Origin of the sequence: Kluyvera georgiana ATCC 51603 (assembly GCF_001654985.1) — a bacterium.
GTDB classification, from domain to species: domain Bacteria; phylum Pseudomonadota; class Gammaproteobacteria; order Enterobacterales; family Enterobacteriaceae; genus Kluyvera; species Kluyvera georgiana.
Window position 1 is genome coordinate 110,078 of record NZ_LXEU01000039.1, and the last position, 20,469, is coordinate 130,546.

Genomic DNA, 20,469 nt, shown 5'->3' on the forward strand with positions numbered 1-20,469 from the left:
GCTTTATCATGGACAATGTCGCACCTACACCGCAGCAGTTTACTAGCCCACTAAGCTGCATACTGTTAAAAATCAGTAAATACCAGCCGAATTTACATCTTACTCCTAATGAGTTTAGCTATCTGGCGGCGATGGCTATGTGGGGTATGGAGGAGTCAGGCGTCGAATCAAATAGTGAGCATTACTTTGTTCAATCCGGCTACGATGAGACGACATGTCACAGCATTATCCGTTACGTTGATGAAAGAATAAATGAAGACCCTAATACCTCCGATGTTCGGGTTAATAACTTTCTGAAACGAGCGCTGGAACAGGGATTGTTGTCACTGGCCGGAATGTCTGTCGCCGATGTGGGTGGAACATATCGTCTGACTCAGTTGGCACATGATTTGTTAAAACCATTCCAACAATCTGATGAATTAGAAGATAAAGAAACATTAAGTCAACGTTATCTGAGAATTGATCAGGAGCTCTCCAGTTTAAATGCTACCAGCGACGGAGAAAAAATTACTGACAGTGAATGGCTGGTGAAGGTAGAAATTTTTTTACCGAGTTTGAAAGATCTGCTGACGGGCGTTTTTAAAAATCAGGAATTCCTTATCTCTAAATTTCATTCAATGCGCTCCGAGATACAAACTGAAATTGGTATTTCTCTGGAAACAGAAATTCAGCAACTCCTGGAAATAATACGCACGCTGGCTGGTCAGATCAACGATTTGAGAATGTTAGTAATGAACCGTGCCGATGCGGTATTAATGCAACTGGAAATTTTGCAAAATACAGTCGTGCAAAAAGGTGGATCTCAGCGATTAAAAAATACATTATCCTCTTTGTTTGGTTCATTAGTGGATGTTCGAGAATTCGCTAATCATTCCTTAAGGGATTTATCCGGATTCTTTAGCAGCGTGCTGGACCGTATACGCATCCGCATCGCGTTGGATCCCAATGCTAATCTGGGGTATTTAATCGATCGTACTATCGAGTTGTTTGGTCGGTCATCATGGTCGTTAGCATTACCTTCGACGGTTAAGCTGATGCAATTACGTGAATGGGACACACCTCCGCCTCCGGCGGATAACGCGTTATTTCTTGATGATAATGATGATGAAGAGCTGGTGCGGGAAATGCCTGCTTTTCAGTTAGAGAGTTTTGCAAGAGAGTTTGTTGAAAAAGCATTAAGTGATAATAAACCGGTGAGTAACGTTTCTGTCATCAGAAATATTTTAAGAAAATTCCCGTTCAATGAAACAGATCGACTTCGTTTGGCACAGTGTGCAATAAAAGAACTGATGAAGCAGAGTAACAATATTCAGGATGATATCAGTCCGGAATGGGTTTTGATGGATGAGTCGGCAAATTACGAAATCGAGGAACAATGGATAATTTCGCAGGGTGGCCTAAATGACAGAGTTTGAATCCACACAGGGTGAGCAATTTAATACATTTCTGGATGTGATGAAATCACCTCTATTCCCCGTTGCAGATTATAAATTACGTAGAGGGATTAATATATTACCTGCGGACTACATGCTGTATTCATTTGTTAACCAGGCGTTTCATCCGCTTTGTGAGTATTACGATTGCTTATCTTTATCTTTATGCCTTTCAAATGAATCTGTTTATTATTTACTGCCTCAGCGTCGAGGGAAAATCCCCTTAGAGCGATTTAATGAGTTACAGATGGTCACTGGTCTGATTATTGTTGCAATGGAACTCGAAAAACAGCTTAGTCAAAAAGAGTGGTTCACAACGAATCAATTACTGGAGCGAATGAGCAATCAATTATCCGAAACCAGACTGTTGGAATTATTTCGCCGTCGTCCAGGCCAACAGACACAATACGATTTATCTAAAATACAGGATGAAATAAGAAAATCGCTCATAGTATTCGATCGCTACGCTTTTATTCAACTTTCTAAGGATCGGCAATCCTTCCAGACAACACCCGCTATCTATCGTTTTATTGAACCGCTGCGAGGATTACAGCAAGAGTCAGAAATACCACAACGCCTGGCTGAGTTGATCCAGGAGGGTTATCTGGTCAATATTGATGAAGCAGCGCGGGATAGTGTAGATGAAGATTTAGCAGAGAGCGATCGTTTCTCTGCCGAAGAAGAAATGGATACAACGGGCGATTTATTTGCTTCCGGGACTCATGAAGGGGAACAATTGTGAACCACTACCCTCTGATACGTAGCCTTAGTATTGTCAACATTAATGGCATTATGGCCCGAACGTTAAATCTGGTGAATCCTCACGCATTGCGTACATCGCGGCAGTATGGTGGTACCGTGTCATTGTTGGGCAATAATGGGGCGGGAAAAACGTCTTTATTGGGCGCGTTTATGTTCAGCCAGATCCCTGATATTCGCTACATTAGCTTAGGGACTAAGGATGATTTCAAAGTTTCAACATCAATAAAAGACAGCGAAATGTTTCCACGCCTGGGGCAGCCCAGTATTGTTGCTCTGGAGATTGAGGCCCGGGGGACTGGCCACAGGCATCTGTACGTTGTCAGGGCTGAAAAAAAGACAGGAACAACATTAGATACTCAGCTATTTTGTTTGAAGCTTCCCGATAGTGTTAACCCACTGGATTGTTTACTTGATCGTAAAGGACAAGTGGCTCACCCAGTAACGACAGACCAGTTACGTGATAAAGCCGCACTATTAGGATGTGCTATTCAGACATTTAAAGACCCAAATGCCTACATGCTGGCACTGTTTCAGGATGGCATTTTACCCCGGGCCTGTCAGTCACCCGATGATAAATACCGTTTGGCCCAGATCCTTCATTCGGCAATGGCAGGGCGTCTGGATAAATCGATAGAAAAACACCTCAGCGCTTATTTAATGGCCCATACTCGCGGGAATATACATTCCGTAGTGAATATGGTGCATGAGTCCATGATTAAAGTCAGGCTTACGCAGCAAGACCTGCAAAATTATCAAAAAGATTATCAATTTTTTAATTCATTACTTACGTTGAGCTTATCATTTTCAGCCAATTCGTGGTCAGTTATTGAGAAAATACTTGCGGTAAATGATGAAGAGCGCACGACTATTCAGAGAGAAAAATATCGGATTGAACGTGAGCTGGAAAAAATTGAGGAAACCCTGAGTTCACTAAGGCGCAAGGAAGACGCCATAAAATCGGAACAGTCAATAACGCAACAACAGATAAGCGATATTGAACCCAGACTGTCATGCGCTAATGGCGGTAGGATTTACTTTAATCAAGAGCAAAAAGCAATTGGTGAACTGAATAAACTTGAACCGCAGTTGGAGAGTGCGGAAGAAGCAAGCAAACTTCAGCAAGGCATTGTTGATGAGCTGGAAAGAAAAAAAAGTGAGAATGAAGAGAGCCAGCTACGCACAGCCAAACAGTTATCTAATGTCGTTACGCGTTATGACATTGCTCAGAAAATGGCATCGCAATATAACCACGCAAAACAGCTCTATGATGAGATTAACCAATGGAATATGGCTTTTACGCTGTCTGGATTAACCACATTCATTGAACAGTTAGCGAATCAGGAAAAAGAGGCGGGGAATGCATTCAGTCATGCAACGCGTCAATTACGCTCTCATCAGGACATCCTGAATGCCTATACTTTCGCCGTAAACAGCGCGCGAAAATTGGGGGATGATATCTCTCCACCAGACGCTCAGCGCTGGTTTAGGGAAAAATGTGCTCAACTGGAAAAATGGCGTATCGAAGACGCTCAACTGGGTGGGCGACAACAGCATCATAAAACGTTACTGAGCGATCATCAAAAACAGCGACGTCTTCAGCAACGGCTTCGTGATGCAGGCATGCTATCGTTGCCATTGAACGATGAGGACTTTGCGCAGCAACTGACGATGCAACAAGAGCAAGAATTGCACTTAAATGAAGAAAAGGAACAATTAGCGCAACGTCAGACTGAAGTTCAGGAACAAATTAATCAGCTTGATATCGATATTGCACGCTATGAGCAACAAAGTCAGCAGTGGCACCAATATCAGCCATCGGTTGGCTATTTACGCACTATTTTCCCTGATGATGATTTAACACCGCAATGCTGCGAGCAACTTATTCTTGACCATGCGTTACACATTAAATCACTTCGGCAGGTGGTCATTGGCTACGAAACGGAAATCAAACAGTGTCAGGTGCGTCGTGACAAGCTGAGTGGAAGAGAAGCCGGAAGTCTTGAGTATTTACGGACTCTTGCCGCTGATGTATCGGGAATATCGGTTGCTGAACTGTACGCAGATATCGAAGTACATGACGCCGGATATTTTGAGGCGGCATTAGGGCCGTTAATGTTCGCCATACTTGTCAATGGTGATGTCGATGATGCTGTCAGACAATTGCTTACACAATACGATGAGCAATGGCCGCTTCCCGATGTTTTGTTGATCAGTGTAACCCAGCCTATAGACGTTTTGCGCAACGAGCCGTTCGAGTCGGAGTTACTTTTTAAAGATATCACCAACGAATATAACACGGTGGAGAGTCTCCTCCCGCCCTGGTGTGTTATCGATGAACCGCGATACCGGCGCATCAGCCAGATACGTTCAGAGCCCGTATTAGGTGATAAAGCCCGCGAGGCGCTTATCCTTCAATTGGACCAACAGATCCAACTGGCAGAAGAAAAGAGCGAGACGCTGGAACGTGAGATTGAAGACGTTGAACGCCACAACGAACATCTTAAGGCCATTAGCGCGGCCCCGTCATTTATCTGGGATAACGAACCGCCGCTGGAGGATACTCGCCGACAGCGAAATCATCGTCATACCGCTCTGATTGATATTAAAGAAAAACACAGAATCGTGTCCAGCCAGTGGAAAAAAAGCCGGAGTCTCTTGCTGGCGCTACAGGAATGCGAGCCAGACAGTAAAATCCTGTTTCGGGATTTTACTCATGAACTGGCCGAGGTTGCTGATCAGATAAAACGGGCTGAAGCTGCCGGACGTGATATTAAACGCTATCAGCCGTTAATTAATCAGATAGAAAAAGAGTATCCATTACTACGGGAAGAATACCCGGAGAATATAGCGCAAGTACGCCAGCAAGCTGAGCAGAACGAGAAAACCTGGCAAACCTCTGCAATGCAAGTTCGGTTAGTGAAAGAGTTAGACAGTGTGCGTGCTCACCTTAACCCGGAATATGCTAATGCTCAGAAAATACTGGAAGATGAAGCACAAGCGCAAATCCTCTTATCTGGCGAGCAAAAACGGCTGGAACAGGATGGCAAACGGATCAAACAAGAACTCACAACTGCAAAAAATGAGTTAGCTGAAAAAGATAAGTTTTATTCAGATCTGAGATCCGCGATTACTCGCCACCGCCAGAATCGTGATGATGCTAAAAATGATCTGGATAATTTGCCATTTCCCTACACATTCGGCCTGGAAACTAAACTTGCCTCACAACTCGCGCATTTACGGGGCCAACTTAAAAAACTGAATAATAATTTAGGAGAGTGCAATACAAAAACAGCAGAGGTACATGAGCAACGCTCAAGAGAAGAATTAAATCTGAAAAATCAAAATGATAAACTCACTGTCCTGACGGAAAAAATTGAACAGACAATTCAGCAGCGCAACGGAATTATAAGCGCATTAAAAACCGATGGCTCTTATGGTGAGCTGGAACCTGCAATGCGCGAGAGGCTGGTCAATGGAAAAGCACTATCACCAGGAACGCCATTGCTGGTCGATCAATCCTTGCTGGCTCAACTGACCCTGCTAACTGTTGAATATTCAATTTCTTCAGCCGACCCCTTTATGCAGCAATTAGCGTCCTGCGGTCAGGACACATCTGACATCGCTGAAGTCTGTGCCACGCTTTATAGCCACGCCGTGGCGCTGTTTCGCCGACGTGCTCGTCAGGATATCCAGCGCACCACACAACCCCGGGAAATGCTGCTGGCGTTGTCTCAGGCGGCGAAAGATGCACAGATGATGCTGGCTGAAACCGAAGCCGCGTTCCAGATGCGCCGGGATGAACTGGCCGATGCGCTATCGCGCCGGATTAACGATGAAAAAAGGGCGATAAGCCGGTTAAGTGCTGAACTTACCGGAATTGGCTTTGGGCAGGTTGCCAGCGTGCGTCTGGAAGCCAGAACGGTTAAACATTTTCAGGATACTCTGAACGCCCTGAAATCAGGCGGTTATGGCATGGACGATCTCTTTTCCACGGCAGGAACCGTTACCGAAGCGCTGGCAGGTCTGTATAAAAAAATCAATCAACATGAAATTGATGGTTCGCATTTGCTGGATCACCGTAACTACCTGGACGTGAAAACGCTAATACAGCGTCGCGGTGCAGAGCAGTTTGAGCCACTGAACGCTTCCAGCCTGTCAACCGGGGAACGAATCGGCTCCGGGCTGGCAGTGCTGATTGCCGTACTCAGGCACTGGGGACGCAGCTCTCATGGCAATAAAGAGCCTTTCACTTTACCACTGGTGATGGATGAGGTTTCCCGTCTGGATGCCGCCTCTCAGGCGACTGTCCACGAACTGGCGATACGAACCGGCTGCCAGATGTTGGTTGCGGCCCCGGAAACGTTAGGGAAAATTACCGGAACCGGCTACCAGTTAGTGCGCATAGTCAGAACTGAGAACACGGGAGTCAACGGACAAAGTGTTACGCGCCATCAGGTGAAAATTACCGGCGTCCGCGACGCCCAACAGCTGCCATTTGACGTTGATAGCTATCTGGCTACAGCAGAGAATGCTGAAAGTGACGAGGTGAAACCAATTTAATGCATCAGGAACTGTTTCAGTTAGGTTTCCCGGTCAGTGAACTTGGCGATATTCTTCAGCAACTGAAAGAACGGCAAATGATGTCCGAGAATGCTAAGGAAAAGTCGCTACGAAATTATCTGGCTGAACTGGGTATTATTATCCCTTACACGCGTAATCGCTGGCGGCTGGTGGAAAGTGAACGCCTGGACATTCTGATCGCGCAGGTGCAGCAACAGATACAACAACAGATCATTGGCAGAAAAGAGCATCGTCCGGCTATCCCTCGCCGCATGCAGAGGATCCATCATAAATCAGCGTCAGCGTGGCGAGGTAACAGTAAAGCAGGTCTGAGCCAACCCTTAGTCAAAGGGCAGACCGTTACCTATGATGATGTCTTACGACTTCGTAGCCAGAGGACGGAGCTGCGGCTGACGTTTACCAGCAATAACAGGGAAAACGTTTTGTTTGCAGATGATGAGAGTCGATGGCGTTCGGAGTGCTGTTTGCCAGAACGAATGCTACTTGATTTACTCTCTGTGGACATGACATCGGCGCAACTGATCATGACCGTCGAAAATTTAGGTGCTTATGTTGATATGCCGCTTGTTGATGGTTTGATACTGATCTTTGCCCCTGGTCTGAACTATCTCCCCGCCTGCCGGTGGATTTCTCAGTATGGGCAGGATATACCTTGGGTACATTTTCCCGATCTTGATCCAAATGGTCTGACGATTGCCCGACAACTATCCCACTCATTGACCCGCCCCTGCCGGATCTGGTTACCGGGCTTTTGGCCGTCGGCACACCAGGTTAATGATATGATTGGGGCCGGAAAACATGCCTGGGATACCGCGCCGGATTGCCCCCAACTTACGCAATTAAGGCAGGAACAGCGCTGGATTGAACAGGAGGTGCTGGTTGTGGACTATCGTTGTATTGCAGCGATACAGAGGTTGATGGGTAATCCGATGGAAGAAACGGTAACAATATAAGTTACGAGGCGATTTAGCTGAACGGCGCTTTCCTATATCCTAAGAAAAATGCTTTAATTGTTAAGCTTATTTATTGATAATTTTATGAAAATCATCAAGTACAGGGTGTATTATGGCTCGACCACTAAGAAAATTAACCAGAGAAGGTGTGGTTTATGCTCGGCGAGAAATCGTTGAGGCCGAGATCAATGAACTTGAAAAGCTCAGTGATGATGATGTTGCAAGCAGAGGCGTTGTTTGGCCTAAAAACACCCCCGGTTTTATCTCGAGTGAAGCTTTACTTTATTTTGTACGAAACTCGGGTAACCCTTCGCTCCGTGAAACGTTGCTTAAAGCTTTGCTGGAAAGAATTCATCGGAACCTCCCTAAGCCCAATAGCCTGGATGGAAAAACAGCATCGATGAGCAGTATGGCGATCCGAGACAAAGTCCGTGATGATTTCATAGACCTGCTATTGATAGATCAAGCTGATTACGATGATCGACTTGACTATTTTGAAGTCAATTTTAATGGCGCGTTGGCTAGGGATCGAGTTGATGCGAAAAGACAAGTTCAGTCTAAAGAAAACCGAACTCAAGAGCTTGGTTGTGAAGACGAAGAGATCTCGCCAGAGGTTGAAAGAGCGATAGAATCCTACGATCCCTTCGAACCATATGAACTTGACAAAGAAAATTACCGACGAAGGTTGGATGCCGCGATTAATGCTCTACCACCACTTCAACAGCGCATCGTTGAGATGTGGCGTCAAGAAATACCCATTATCTCAAAAGATCCAAATGAAATGACAATCAGTAAGGCATTAAAGAAGTCGGACAAAACCATTCGTACTCACCGCGATTATGCATTTGCAACATTGCGTAAACGCCTTGAAGAAAAGGAGAAGGTATGATGAAAAATCAGACTATTTCTCGTGAAGATGTACTGAGAGATTTCTCAGTTGAATTCGACGCTGGTAAAGATACTTTACTAAGGTATCTGACTAAATTCCCTGAATATGCGGAAGAATTGGTCGACCTCTCGCGCGAGCTGGCTCGTGAAGTTGACGACGATATGCCGCTTACTGCGACTGATGTACTGAGTGTTGAATCGGCGATGGAGCGTTTTCGGACCGGTCTTACCCAGCAAATTGTACAAGTGAATATACCTCCACAGCGGTTCTCAGCCGCAGCAAAGCTACTTAACCTTCCAAAACAGGTTTTAATTGCTTTTGGCGGAAGAAGAGTTGATTTAGCCTCTATTCCCTTACACTTTCTTAGTAGCCTTGCGGAATCGCTACAGGTGACAACCGTGCAACTAAGGAATTTTTTAACACAACCGCCACAAGCGCCTGTTAGCCGAAGTTATAAATCGGAAGTTAAGCCTACAGCACCAACCAGAACATCTTTCGAAAAAATTCTACGTGATGCACAAGTTTCTGAAGAGCGTATTCAAGAAATAATAAAGGGAGATGAATGACGTGGATGCCATCGAGATTGCGCGCCAGCGTGCTGAGCAACTACATTATGCTGCTATCAGCAGAGGTTTAGATCCCTGGAAGCCTTATGCTTTTGTTGTTGGTGAAGCTAATTCTCGTAGTATCGACGTAGAGAAATGTTTACAAGGTTCTGATGAGCTAAATGGTAGCCGTGCGTTTTTTGATAGTGCTTACAGGTTAATTACACATGAAGACTCTGGTTCATTGTTCGAGCAAGCATTTCTGGTTGCACACGAAATCGGGCATGTTGAGTTAGGCGACGATACGCAGGATGAATATGTCATTGATATCGACCCTGCGCGTACAGCAGAACCTGCGCCAATGGGAATAGACCGTGTTGTAGATTATAGCCATCGACAACGGCGCGAAGTTCAGATGGATCTTTTCGCTAGGGAGTTTCTGCTACCGCGTTCGGCTGTTAAAAAGTTACATCTTGAATGTGGTATGAGCTGTAGTGATATATCCAGCAAACTCGGTGCACCTTTCGATGTTGTCGCCCAACAGATGCTTGATGCAATGCTACTTCCAATGGTTGAGCATAAACCACGCCAGCCCGAACCAGATATGTCGCTTAATGACAAGCAAATTGAAGCGGTCAGGCATAGAGGGAAAGCTTTCTTGCTCCAGGCGGGGCCGGGTACAGGCAAAACGCGAACCCTCGTAGCGAGAGTGGAAAGTCTGTTTAATGATGGAATTGATCCACGGCGCATACTCCTGTTGACGTTCTCTAATAAAGCAGCAGCAGAGATGTCTGAGCGTATCGCCAGGAAACAACCACATGCGGCAGCGGCACTCTGGGTGGGAACTTTTCATGGCTTTGGTCTTGATTTGCTCCGGCGTTTCCATGATCTATGCGATCTACCTGCGGAGCCCCGATTAATGGATCGGTCAGAAGCCGTAGAGCTTCTGGAAGAAGAGTTTTTACGTCTTAATCTCGTACATTATCGTAATTTATATGACCCTTCTCAAAATATTGTTGATATTTTGAATGCTATCTCTCGGGCAAAAGATGAAGTTACAGATGCATTGCAATACCGCATCCTTGCACAGGAAATGCTCAATAATGCCAGTAATGCAGAAGAACGTGAAACTGCCGAACGAGCGCTGGAGGTTGCTGTCGTTTATGACACCTACGAGAAGATAAAGAAACAGAGGGGATGTCTGGATTTTGGTGATTTGGTTATGCGTCCGGTACAATTGCTTGAAACAAATGAGGAGTTGCGCCAGCAATTGCAGCATAATTATCAACATGTAATGGTTGATGAATATCAAGACGTTAACAGAAGCAGCATTCGGTTATTAAAGGCTCTCAAACCTGATGGTGAAAATCTTTGGGTAGTTGGTGATGCCAAGCAATCAATTTACCGTTTTCGTGGAGCATCATCATTTAATATATCGCGTTTTTGTGTGGATGATTTTCCTGGCGGAGAATCTCAATCACTTGAGATTAATTACCGTTCTGTTTCAGAGATTGTTACAGCATTTTCTGCGTTTGCGTCAGAAATGAAAACGGGGGGGATCAAGAGCCATCTTGCGGCAAATCGCCCCGCATCGGGATCACTGCCTGAAATACAAACAGTAGAAAGCGGAGATTTGGTAAGTTCCGCTTTAGCTGAGTCTATATTACGAATGCGAGAAATTGGATTTAGTTATCGTGATCAGGCGGTTTTTTGTCGTGGAAATGAAAAACTCTCTGCGTTAGGGCAGGATCTGGAACGATTAGGTATCCCTGTATTATTTCTGGGCAGCCTTTTTGAACGTCAGGAAGTTAAGGATCTTGTGGCGCTAGTTTCTCTTCTAACTGATAAACGAGCAATGGGGTTAATTCGTATTGCATGTTGGCCGGAATTTCAGATGCCGATGGAAGATGTTACTCAGGTGCTGGAACACTTCCGTATAACAGATAATGAGCCCGGAAACTGGGACATATCGTCGCTGTCCTTATCGCCGGAGGGATTGTCCTCGTTTGAGAAAATAAAGAATGTACTACATGGCTTTAGTAGTGCTTCTCATCCATGGTCCGTGCTTGCTACGGTCTTGTTAGATCGTACGCGCGTAGTGGCTCAAATTGCAACGTCGGAAGCGGTTAATGGACAGGCTCGCGGTATTGCTATCTGGCAGTTTATGAATTTTGCCCGGCAGCAGTTCAGGGGCAGTGGTTTTCCGATAATGAAAATGATGACGCGGATACGTCGTTTACTCAAGCTCAACGACGATCGCGACCTCAGACAGCTTCCAGCAGCAACTCAAAATATTGATGCAGTCAAATTAATGACAATTCATGGTGCAAAAGGTCTTGAGTTCCCTGTTGTTCATTTAAGTGGCGTGAATAAGGATACAATCCCGGGTTCATATAGAGGAGTAAAATGCCCTCCGCCTGAGGGTATGGTTGCTGGTGGGAACGGTTCGTCCGAAGATATAGCCAAAGAAGCCCATGAGAATGAACAAGAATGTCTTTTTTATGTGGCAATGTCCCGTGCAAAGGACCGACTATTTTTTTACGGTGCAACGACTAAAGGTCAGAACAAATCCTTGCGTCGACTTTCCGACTTTTTGGACAGAATGGGGGCTGTTTCGCGCAATGTTATAACTCCCATATTAAAGCTGCCTATAGCGCCAGAAAATACGCCTCTACCTGTTGAGTTTCAGGGAGACGTAAATTTCAGTGCTAATGCTTTGGATTTATATAATACCTGTCCCAGACGTTTTCTTTATACACATCTTCTGTCAATCGGTGGTCGTCGACAAGAAACAGCATTTATGCAAATGCATGAAGCGGTACGCGATGTGCTTCAGACCATAACCAAACTGGGTAACGCGCACGTGCCTGACTGGCAACCTATTCTGGAAACTGCTTTTGTAAAGCAGGGGTTGCATGAACATGGTTACGTAGACGACTATCGCAATATTGCCGAAAAAATGCTCACCTTCTTTACCCAGTCCAGAAAGGGTGCATCTGTTGAAATATTGGATGAGTTCGTGTTGGGCCTTACCGATGCAAAGGTAACGGTTCGTGCTGATGAAATGCTGATACGAGGTGATTTGCGTACGTTACGTTGCATATTTACAGGGCATTCCCCCGGGACAGGTCCGAAAGGTATCAGACATGAAGCGTTTTCACTTGCCACAAAGAACGTTTTTCCCGGTTCATCAGTAGAGTTGGTCTACTTGGCCGATAATACGGTTTATCCTCTCAACCTTAAGCCGCAAACACTGAACAAATGCGAAAATAAATTACGAGAGATCCTCACTCGCATACGTAGTGGCGATTTTAAAACATCTGACTCTACGTTTAGCTGCCCCGGGTGTCCTGCGTTTTTTATCTGCGGTGAAGCCCCTGCTGGCCCCCTCAAGAAAAAATTCTAAAAAAATTTACCGACGGCGTTCTGATCACCCGATTAAAGGAATGTAGCCAGAAAACTCCTTCAGGCAAAAACTTTAAAAGGTAGTGATATGAACTCTGTTCAAAATGATTTTGATGATGTTGGCGATGCCGTTCGTGAGAACCGTCCGTTAAGGGCTGCACGTGAATATCGCATCAGCGTAGCCATTGAAAGCGTGGATTTTCAGCCAGCTTTCGTTTCTGATCCGGTACCTACCGGGCGGCAGATTTTGTCTGCGGCAGGTCTCGATGACCGCGATGAAATTACTCTTTGTGCGATATTGCAGTCTGGTGATTTTGAAGATATCCGACTTGATGAAACCTTTGATTTACGGGGACGGGGTGCTGAACGGTTTATTGCTTTCCGTACCGATCGGGACTTCAAGCTGACGCTTGATGATCGCCAGCTTGTATGGGGTATGCCTGCTATTGAAGGCCATGTTTTGTATGTATTGTCCGGTATTGGGCCTGAGCAGGCCGTTTTTCTGGAGGTTCGGGGAGGAACCGACCGTATTATTGAACCTGATGAGTTGTTGGATCTTACTGCATCGGGCATTGAGCACTTCATCACTGCTAAACGGCCGGAGCAGGGTTACACCATTATTGTTAATTCACGCGACGAATCGGTGTCCGATAAGTGGGTAACTTTCGAGCAGGTTGTGCAACTGGCGTTTCCCGGTGCCCCTGTTGAGTCAAACGTTATCTATTCCATGACCTATCGCCACGCAGCATCCAGACCACATGCTGGTGAGCTGGCTGAGGGCGGTGTTGTCGAAGTTAAACATCAGGGGACGATTTTCAATGTCACAAAAACTGTTCAGTCTTAATAGTGATTTACGCCAGCTTCGCGAAGCTGGCTATTATGTACAGGTGATTGGTGCTTTCCTGGTGATGCGGGAAGTCCCCTATGTCAATGCACAAAAATGTGTACGCAAAGGGACCCTTGTGACATCTCTGGATCTGGCGGGTGATCACACCCGCAAACCTGAAAATCACGTAATACACTGGGATGGGGAATATCCGTGCAAAGCAAATGGAGTTCCTTTAAATGAAATCCGTCATGTATCTCAACACTTTGATTTTGGTCATGGCCTTACTGCCGAGCACGGTTTTTCAAGTAAGCCAGGGCCGCAAGGGTATCCAGACTATTTTGCTAAGATGTCAACTTATGCAACCATCCTCTCAGGCCCGGCAGCAGTATTACAACCGGGGATTAGCCCTAAAATATTTCGGACTCCTGATGAAACTGAAATGGACAGTGTTTTTAATTACATTGATACTGCGTCCGATCGTGCGGGAATTGGGAAGCTGTCTGAGAAATTAGAAGGTGAGATTGTTTCGATTATTGGTACTGGCGGAACGGGGAGCTACATTATTGATTTAGTGTCTAAAACACCGGTGCGCGAAATTCGCTTATTTGATGCTGATGAGTTTCTTCAACATAACGCATTTCGTGCTCCTGGAGCTCCACTATTGGAGGAACTTCGTAATGCACCGTTGAAAGTTGACTATTTCAAGGGTATTTACGAAAGAATGCATCGCAATATTATTGTACATCCTGTCAGATTGAGCGATTCCAACCTCAGCCTGATGAACGGAACTACGTTTTCATTTGTTTGCATGGATGCTGGCGAAGAAAAAAAAGCGATCATCCAAAAGCTGGAGTCGCTTAGTGTTCCCTTTATTGATGTTGGGATGGGTCTTGAATTGGTGAACGGTAGTCTTGGTGGCATTCTTAGAGTAACCACCAGTACTAAGGACAAACGCGAACACGTACATTCGGGACGTATCTCTTTTGCTGGTGGAGGGGAGAAAGATATTTATGCTTCAAATATACAGGTTGCTGATTTAAATGCGCTTAATGCAGCTCTGGCTGTCATAAAATGGAAGAAATTGAAAGGTTTTTACCGCGATCTGGAAAACGAGCATCATTGTACCTATACCACTGATGGTAATATGTTGTTGAATGAGGATCTGAAATGCTGAAAATAAAGAAACTGGAACATCGCTTTATTCGTAGCATTCCTCGTGAACTCGATGTTGGCGTGATATATATATCAATGGAATATGCAACAGCAGTACATAGCTGCTGTTGTGGTTGTGGGGAACAGGTTGTTACTCCATTTTCACCAACTGACTGGAAGATGATTTTTGATGGTGAGTCTGTATCGTTGACGCCATCCATTGGTAACTGGCATTCCACCTGTCGTTCGCACTATATTATTAAACAGGGTATTATCATTGAGGCTGGTAGCTGGAATGATGCCCAGATTTCGGCAGAAAGAAAAAGAGATAAATTAGCTAAAGCGGATTACTATAATCCAGCATCTAAATCTCTTAGCCCGGAAGAAGAGACGAAAAATACCTCAGGGCAGTTATCCAGAGATCGCGGGGTTGTGGGTAATTTCTTGGGATGGTTGCGTAACCTGATGCGTAAAAGCTGATTTGTCGATAGCCGTACCAATAAGCTGGTTAAAGGGGGGGATCTGTAATTTCCCCTAAGCTTATTATGTTTTGTTAATTTCCCTCCATTAAAACTCACTTGCTGCGTAACTCCAATCGCAGTATCCTTACCCCGCGCCTGCAAAATCAGGCGCCGGGATTGGAACCCCGGGATATAACCATACTGGCGACACGTGACGCGCCCGCGTCTTTTTTATGTCGCGCGCTTAGCTACACCAAAATTATGGTGGGCTGGGCGGGGGCACCGTAAGGTGCGCCGGTTCCAGTATGGCCGGTAGTTCCAACCCCGTTCAGTCCACCACCCATGAGATTGGAACCTCTGGTGGTGGTTTTCAAACTACATACTGGAGGTTGCCTCTATGGCTACGATCCCCACTCAAGCACACCCGTCACTTGCTGTTCCTTTCAGCGCCACTACGGATTTCACTATACTCGCCAGTCACTGCGAAACCTTCGCCGAAACCCTGATTGAAAGCAACGATCCCGCGTTGAAAATGGCGCTTTGCGGCAGAATCAACGCCTGTCTGACGCTGTTGCAACCCACACTGTTAGAGCCTGTTCCTCCCCATCTGGCTGAAAGCCTGACCGTTGACACGCTGCCTACCAGTTCTCCGCGTTTCGATCCTGAATGTACGGAGCTTTGTCGTTACTGCCTTGCTATCACGCAAACCCTGTCGGGGCTGGGATTTGCCTCTGAAACGGAGAAGTACCTTAGCTGGCTGCTGTACGACCTGATTAACTACTTCGCTGCGGAAATGAAAGCCCCGCGTTGGCTGCGTACCGCTGGCGGCGTGAAGTTTATCGATGGTGTGGAGATCAAAGCATGATGCAGTCTGACTGGCATCCTGCCGACATTATCGCCGGGCTGAAAAAACGTGGCACTTCGCTGTCAGCGCTTTCGCGTCAGGCCGGACTGGCATCCTCCACGCTGGCAAATGCGCTTACCCGCCGCTGGCCTAAAGGCGAAAGATTGATTGCTGAAGCGTTAGAGGTTGCGCCTGAAAAAATCTGGCCTTCACGCTACCGTAAACCAGAATACCGATAAGACAAACGGTTCTCCCGATCTTTTTCCTGCCCTTGCAGATGGGAGATCGGGAGAATGCCAGTGACGTGCGGCAACTCAGCATTTAACCAAATCAGCGGGAAATGTTTTACAGGCAAAAACAGTTTCCTCTTTCGGCACCCGTCACATTCGCATTATTTTCTCTCTGCAACAAATGGCCCTTCGGGGCGCCCTTATACGCTTCACGACCTGCAAGAAGCGGCCTGATTTCAGGCTGGTCGTCCCTTTACCGACAATACCTTTGAAAATGTCGGACTGCGTTGCAGTTAAGGTCACTCTTCACATTGCGTCAATATCTGAACTGGTTTTTCGGTACAGATCGTAAAACGGTGAATGCTATGCATGCCATTCACTGAAATACCCGAATGCGTCTTCAGCTTTGCAGCAACGACGCATGAATCTCTCATTCCATCGTTTCATAATCATCTTTATAGCTTTACACCTATATAGTTTTTAACCTATATTATTCAGGAGGTCCCGTGTGGACGATTAAAACAACGGATATGTTTGATCGCTGGTTTTCCTCGCTCAATGATACCGATCGGGCCAGCGTGCTTGCAGCGCTGTTGGTCCTGCGGGAAAAGGGGCCGGGTTTGTCCAGACCTTATGCCGATACGCTCAAAGGCTCCTGCTTTAGCAACATGAAAGAGTTGCGTATTCAAAGTCGGGGCGATCCGATACGGGCATTTTTCGCTTTTGATCCGACCCGTACCGGCATTGTACTTTGTGCCGGAAATAAGGTCGGCAATGAAAAACGTTTTTACGATGAGATGCTCCCGATTGCAGATCGGGAATTCACGAACTGGCTGAACACAATAAAAGAGAAGGAGTAACGCGATGGGCAGAACGCTGGAACAGCTTATTGCGGATGAAAAACCTGAAGTCGTGGCCGAAGCTCAGGCGATGGCGACGGACATCCTGCTCAACATTCACCTTGCCGAACTGCGCGAGAAAGTACAGAAAACGCAGGTCGAAATGGCGCAGGTGCTGGGTATCAGACAACCTACTGTTGCCGGTATGGAAAAACCGGGGCGCGACCTGAAACTGTCCACGCTGAAACGTTACGTTGAGGCGACCGGCGGTAAGCTACGCCTTGATATTGAACTGCCGGATGGCTCTCACTACGGATTTGTACTGTAAACACTGACGCTCCCTGAACCGGAGCGTCAGCCCCCTCTGTATAACGGGCTGCTGCCTGCATTGCCGACAGGCTTTGCTGCCGCGTGACCGTAAAACTGCACCAGAAACGCAATGGTTCAACCCTGCACCAGACCCGTGCGTCACTTTAACCGCGCAGAGCGGGAAAGTGACGCACGCAGCCCTTTCGACCTGCACCAGAGAACTCAACTGCGCCAGCTCACGGCTGAATCCTGACACCGCCTTTTCAGGCCATTTGACCAATAAGGAGATCATGAACCGATACCGGAGGGGGATCAGGACGATCCGGGGGATAACCCGCTAATGCGGGCGGCTGCTCAGAGAGCACAACCGAAGCCCCACCACACCTCAACGGCTGCCGCCCCGGCGCTCAGGTATCGTTCGCAGCCCCGACAAAACTCAGGGGCTATCGGCCTATGCGCCGGGGAAAGTTGTATCAGTGTTGGGTTTTTTGGGTGATGAGTTTGCGGCATTCATGAAAAGGGGATGGTATGGGAATACTGGAGCAGGAAATGAAGCGGCTGGCGCATTAGGCGGGCGGCAGCTACAAAACGGTGGATGACCGCATCAGGCTGGCGCAGCGTTTTTGCGAGCGTCTGGTGCTGGCGCAGAATGTGCAGATCCGCCGGGTGGAGCAGCTTAAGGCCCGGCATATTGAAGGCTATATCCGTGAACGGCTGGCGCAGGGTATCACGAAGCGTTCCCTGCAAAACGAGATGGCGGCGGTGCGCTGCATCCTGAAACAGGCCGGACGTGACAGGCTGGCGCAAAGTGAACGGCTGAACAACCGTTCACTGGGTCTGTCCGGCGCATCCCGTAGCGGCACGAAACGGGCCATCACGCCGGAGTATTACCACCATGTACTGGAAACCGCCCGTGCGAAAGATCCGGGGCTGGCGGCGGCGCTGGAACTCTCAAGGCAGATGGGGCTGCGCTCACAGGAGGCGGTACAGAGTGCGCAGTCGTTGAAAACGTGGAAACAGGCGCTGGAGCGGGGGGCGTCCCGGCTAACCGTGGTGTTCGGCACCAAAGGCGCGCGGCCTCGCGAGACGGTTATTCTGGACGCTGTCGCAGTGAGAAAAGCGCTGGATAATGCGTTATCTGTAGCAGAACATCGCCACGGCAGGTTAATAGATAAACCTGACCTGAAAAGCGCGATGAAATACTGGCACAGCCAGGCGTCACGTACTGGACTGACTGGCGCATATTCCCCACACTCGTTGCGTTATGCGTGGGCGCAGGATGCGATCTGCCATTATCTGGCGCAGGGATTCAGTAAAAAGGAGGCGCTGGCAATGGTGGCGATGGATTTGGGGCATGGCGACGGACGCGGGCGGTATGTGGCGCAGGTTTACGGGCAGAGAAATGAGACAGATTGATAGCCGTTGCCTTGATAAGATTGGGTTATCTATCGGTTTTGTACACTTTTCTATCAATAACTGCCCCTAAGAATGGTTTAGCCTATTAATGGGTTTCTGGTACAGCATTACGGCAATTTTACTGATGATTGTGCCAGTAAAAGGAAAAGGCCGGAAAGTGTAAGGGGGGGCTAAGGGTAACAGCGCCAGACCGGAAAAGGCCAAAGGGCTTAAAAGGCTAAAGCTGGCGCAGATCGATATTTATCCGGTGATATCTGGCGTAACTTCTGTAATGTGACTGTGAGCAGAACGCTAGTGCAACCCCCTGTGATCTTGTGACTGGTGTAGATATTCAGTGCAAAAAGAAACGCAGATCCGACTCAATCAGGATCTGCGTTTTCATTTTCAATAAATTACATTGCCGCTGGCTCAGGCCGCCTTATGCTGCCGCGCATAAATATACGGCGCAACATACCCCTCGCGACTCGAATCCAGATAATCCGACCACCACTGCATCATGGCTTTGCGGGCGTCGAGGTGTTCAGCGCGATGAATATACGCCGCCCGCACGCTGTTACGTTCCTGATAGCTCATCTGTCGCTCCACGGCATCCCGCGACCAGAGTTCAGATTCCACCAGTGCGCTACAGGCCATTGCCCGGAAGCCATGCCCGCAGACGTCGGTTTTGGTGTCATAGCCCATTAAACGCAGCGCCCGGTTGATGGTGTTTTCACTCATCGGTTTATACGGGTTATGGTCACCGGGAAACACCAGTTCCAGATGGCCGGAAATTTCGTGTATCTGCTTCAGAATGGCAATCGCCTGCCGGGAAAGCGGCACGATATGCGGAGTGCGCATTTTTGCGCCACGACCAGAGAAGCGGACTTTCTCAATCGTTTCCCTTGTGGCGGGAATGGTCCAGATTTTGTGTCTGAAATCAATCTCGCTCCAGCGGGCAAAGCGCAGTTCGCTGGAACGGATAAACAGATGCAGAGTCAGCGCTACAGCCAGCCTTGTTAACTGCCGCCCCTGCTGATAGTCACCGATACGCTCCAGCAGCTCGGGTAACTGTTCCAGCGGCAGGGCGGGATAGTGATTTTTAACCGGCGGCGCAGTAACGCCTTCCAGATGCAGCGCCGGATTGTTTTCAGTCAGTCCCTGTTGAACGGCGTAACGCATGATGTTGCAGAGTTGCTGCCGGGTTCGGGACGCGACTTCCAGAAAGCCTTTATCCTCGATAACTTTCAGCAGCGCCGTGAAATGCTGCGTTTTTAGCATCGTAACGGGCAGATGACCAATTGCCGGGAAGATATGATTTTTCATGCTGGCAAGGATACGGTCAGCATAATCTGCCGACCACTTTTTGTTGGTTTTGTGCCAGTTCAGCGCGACAATTTCAAAGCATTTTTCCGGCGACGCGGCGGCTTTTTCAGCCATGCGCTGCTGTGCGGGGTTGATGTTCTGTGCCAGAAGCTTACGGATGCCGTCGCGCTGTTGACGGGCGTCGGAAAGCGAAACCAGCGGGTAGGCACCCAACGCAATACGGGATTCTTTCCGGCTGAAGCGATATTTGAGATACCAGAGACGGGAGCCGCCCGGATTGACAAGCAGATACAGGCCATGGGAATCAGCCAGTTTAAAGGGTTTATCAGAAGATTTGGTACTGCGGATTTTCGCGTCGGACAGGGACATATGGTGGTCACTCCATTATCGAACTGAAATGACCCCAAATCAGACCACCAATTTCGCCGGATGCGGAGGAAAAACCAGATACGCATCGGGAAAGATTTTCACGCTAACTTATTGAAACCTAATCATATAGGTACCTCTAAGTACGCCTGA

The 20,469-nt window shown here is 47.4% G+C and carries 15 protein-coding genes and 1 pseudogene; 15 read left to right on the forward strand and 1 reads right to left on the reverse strand.

What is annotated here, in order from left to right; genetic code table 11:
- The first annotated feature begins 8 nt into the window (after window positions 1-8).
- The 15 genes and pseudogenes from M989_RS08860 (at window position 9) to M989_RS08930 (ending at window position 18,648) form a co-directional block, all read left to right on the forward strand.
- Window positions 9-1,415 (forward strand): hypothetical protein, encoded by a 1,407-nt coding sequence (locus M989_RS08860; RefSeq protein ID WP_064544426.1) that lies wholly within the window; start codon window positions 9-11, stop codon window positions 1,413-1,415.
- Window positions 1,402-2,175, forward strand: a complete 774-nt coding sequence (locus M989_RS08865; protein ID WP_064544429.1) for a chromosome partition protein MukE — start codon at window positions 1,402-1,404, stop codon at window positions 2,173-2,175. Before M989_RS08860 ends, M989_RS08865 begins: the two co-directional genes overlap by 14 nt.
- On the forward strand, window positions 2,172-6,755 hold the full coding sequence (gene mukB, locus M989_RS08870) for a chromosome partition protein MukB (RefSeq protein WP_064544431.1): 4,584 nt from the start codon (window positions 2,172-2,174) through the stop codon (window positions 6,753-6,755). Before M989_RS08865 ends, mukB begins: the two co-directional genes overlap by 4 nt.
- Window positions 6,755-7,729, forward strand: a complete 975-nt coding sequence (locus M989_RS08875; protein ID WP_064544433.1) for a DUF2220 family protein — start codon at window positions 6,755-6,757, stop codon at window positions 7,727-7,729. The genes mukB and M989_RS08875 overlap by 1 nt, the downstream gene beginning before the upstream one ends.
- A gap of 112 nt (window positions 7,730-7,841) precedes the next feature.
- Window positions 7,842-8,618: an RNA polymerase sigma factor gene (locus M989_RS08880; RefSeq protein WP_064544435.1), complete on the forward strand. Its 777-nt coding sequence runs from the start codon at window positions 7,842-7,844 to the stop codon at window positions 8,616-8,618.
- Window positions 8,615-9,184: a hypothetical protein gene (locus tag M989_RS08885; protein WP_200082487.1), complete on the forward strand. Its 570-nt coding sequence runs from the start codon at window positions 8,615-8,617 to the stop codon at window positions 9,182-9,184. The genes M989_RS08880 and M989_RS08885 overlap by 4 nt, the downstream gene beginning before the upstream one ends.
- A complete protein-coding gene (locus M989_RS08890; protein ID WP_245191237.1) occupies window positions 9,177-12,569 on the forward strand; it encodes an ATP-dependent helicase in 3,393 nt (1,130 codons plus the stop codon). Before M989_RS08885 ends, M989_RS08890 begins: the two co-directional genes overlap by 8 nt.
- An 87-nt stretch (window positions 12,570-12,656) precedes the next feature.
- Window positions 12,657-13,412, forward strand: a complete 756-nt coding sequence (locus M989_RS08895) for a multiubiquitin domain-containing protein (RefSeq protein ID WP_064544438.1) — start codon at window positions 12,657-12,659, stop codon at window positions 13,410-13,412.
- Window positions 13,387-14,571: a ThiF family adenylyltransferase gene (locus M989_RS08900; protein WP_064544440.1), complete on the forward strand. Its 1,185-nt coding sequence runs from the start codon at window positions 13,387-13,389 to the stop codon at window positions 14,569-14,571. Before M989_RS08895 ends, M989_RS08900 begins: the two co-directional genes overlap by 26 nt.
- On the forward strand, window positions 14,565-15,029 hold the full coding sequence (locus tag M989_RS08905; RefSeq protein ID WP_064544442.1) for a ubiquitination-like system serine protease family protein: 465 nt from the start codon (window positions 14,565-14,567) through the stop codon (window positions 15,027-15,029). The genes M989_RS08900 and M989_RS08905 overlap by 7 nt, the downstream gene beginning before the upstream one ends.
- A 378-nt stretch (window positions 15,030-15,407) precedes the next feature.
- Entirely contained in the window at window positions 15,408-15,875 is a 468-nt protein-coding gene (locus tag M989_RS08910) for a hypothetical protein (protein WP_064544444.1), read from the forward strand.
- Window positions 15,872-16,093 (forward strand): helix-turn-helix domain-containing protein, encoded by a 222-nt coding sequence (locus M989_RS08915; protein ID WP_064544446.1) that lies wholly within the window; start codon window positions 15,872-15,874, stop codon window positions 16,091-16,093. The genes M989_RS08910 and M989_RS08915 overlap by 4 nt, the downstream gene beginning before the upstream one ends.
- A 497-nt stretch (window positions 16,094-16,590) precedes the next feature.
- Window positions 16,591-16,944 (forward strand): type II toxin-antitoxin system RelE/ParE family toxin, encoded by a 354-nt coding sequence (locus tag M989_RS08920; protein ID WP_064544448.1) that lies wholly within the window; start codon window positions 16,591-16,593, stop codon window positions 16,942-16,944.
- Between the two features lie 4 nt (window positions 16,945-16,948).
- Window positions 16,949-17,251: a helix-turn-helix domain-containing protein gene (locus M989_RS08925; protein WP_003842125.1), complete on the forward strand. Its 303-nt coding sequence runs from the start codon at window positions 16,949-16,951 to the stop codon at window positions 17,249-17,251.
- Window positions 17,252-17,760: 509 nt separating this feature from the next.
- Window positions 17,761-18,648: pseudogene (locus M989_RS08930) on the forward strand (integrase domain-containing protein).
- A 408-nt stretch (window positions 18,649-19,056) separates the two neighbouring features.
- Here M989_RS08930 and M989_RS08935 read toward each other — a convergent pair.
- Window positions 19,057-20,319 carry a tyrosine-type recombinase/integrase gene (locus M989_RS08935; protein WP_064544450.1) on the reverse strand — a complete coding sequence of 421 codons (1,263 nt, stop codon included), beginning with the start codon at window positions 20,317-20,319 and terminating at the stop codon, window positions 19,057-19,059.
- Window positions 20,320-20,469: the final 150 nt, after the last annotated feature.

Coding starts and splice junctions, on each gene's coding strand:
- M989_RS08915 (WP_064544446.1), top strand. CDS start 15,872: ATGATGCAGTCTGACTGGCATCCTGCCGACATTATCGCCGGGCTGAAA.
- M989_RS08895 (WP_064544438.1), top strand. CDS start 12,657: ATGAACTCTGTTCAAAATGATTTTGATGATGTTGGCGATGCCGTTCGT.
- M989_RS08875 (WP_064544433.1), top strand. CDS start 6,755: ATGCATCAGGAACTGTTTCAGTTAGGTTTCCCGGTCAGTGAACTTGGC.
- M989_RS08905 (WP_064544442.1), top strand. CDS start 14,565: ATGCTGAAAATAAAGAAACTGGAACATCGCTTTATTCGTAGCATTCCT.
- M989_RS08860 (WP_064544426.1), top strand. CDS start 9: ATGGACAATGTCGCACCTACACCGCAGCAGTTTACTAGCCCACTAAGC.
- M989_RS08880 (WP_064544435.1), top strand. CDS start 7,842: ATGGCTCGACCACTAAGAAAATTAACCAGAGAAGGTGTGGTTTATGCT.
- M989_RS08885 (WP_200082487.1), top strand. CDS start 8,615: ATGATGAAAAATCAGACTATTTCTCGTGAAGATGTACTGAGAGATTTC.
- M989_RS08865 (WP_064544429.1), top strand. CDS start 1,402: ATGACAGAGTTTGAATCCACACAGGGTGAGCAATTTAATACATTTCTG.
- M989_RS08935 (WP_064544450.1), bottom strand. CDS start 20,319: ATGTCCCTGTCCGACGCGAAAATCCGCAGTACCAAATCTTCTGATAAA.
- M989_RS08910 (WP_064544444.1), top strand. CDS start 15,408: ATGGCTACGATCCCCACTCAAGCACACCCGTCACTTGCTGTTCCTTTC.
- M989_RS08900 (WP_064544440.1), top strand. CDS start 13,387: ATGTCACAAAAACTGTTCAGTCTTAATAGTGATTTACGCCAGCTTCGC.
- M989_RS08925 (WP_003842125.1), top strand. CDS start 16,949: ATGGGCAGAACGCTGGAACAGCTTATTGCGGATGAAAAACCTGAAGTC.
- M989_RS08890 (WP_245191237.1), top strand. CDS start 9,177: ATGAATGACGTGGATGCCATCGAGATTGCGCGCCAGCGTGCTGAGCAA.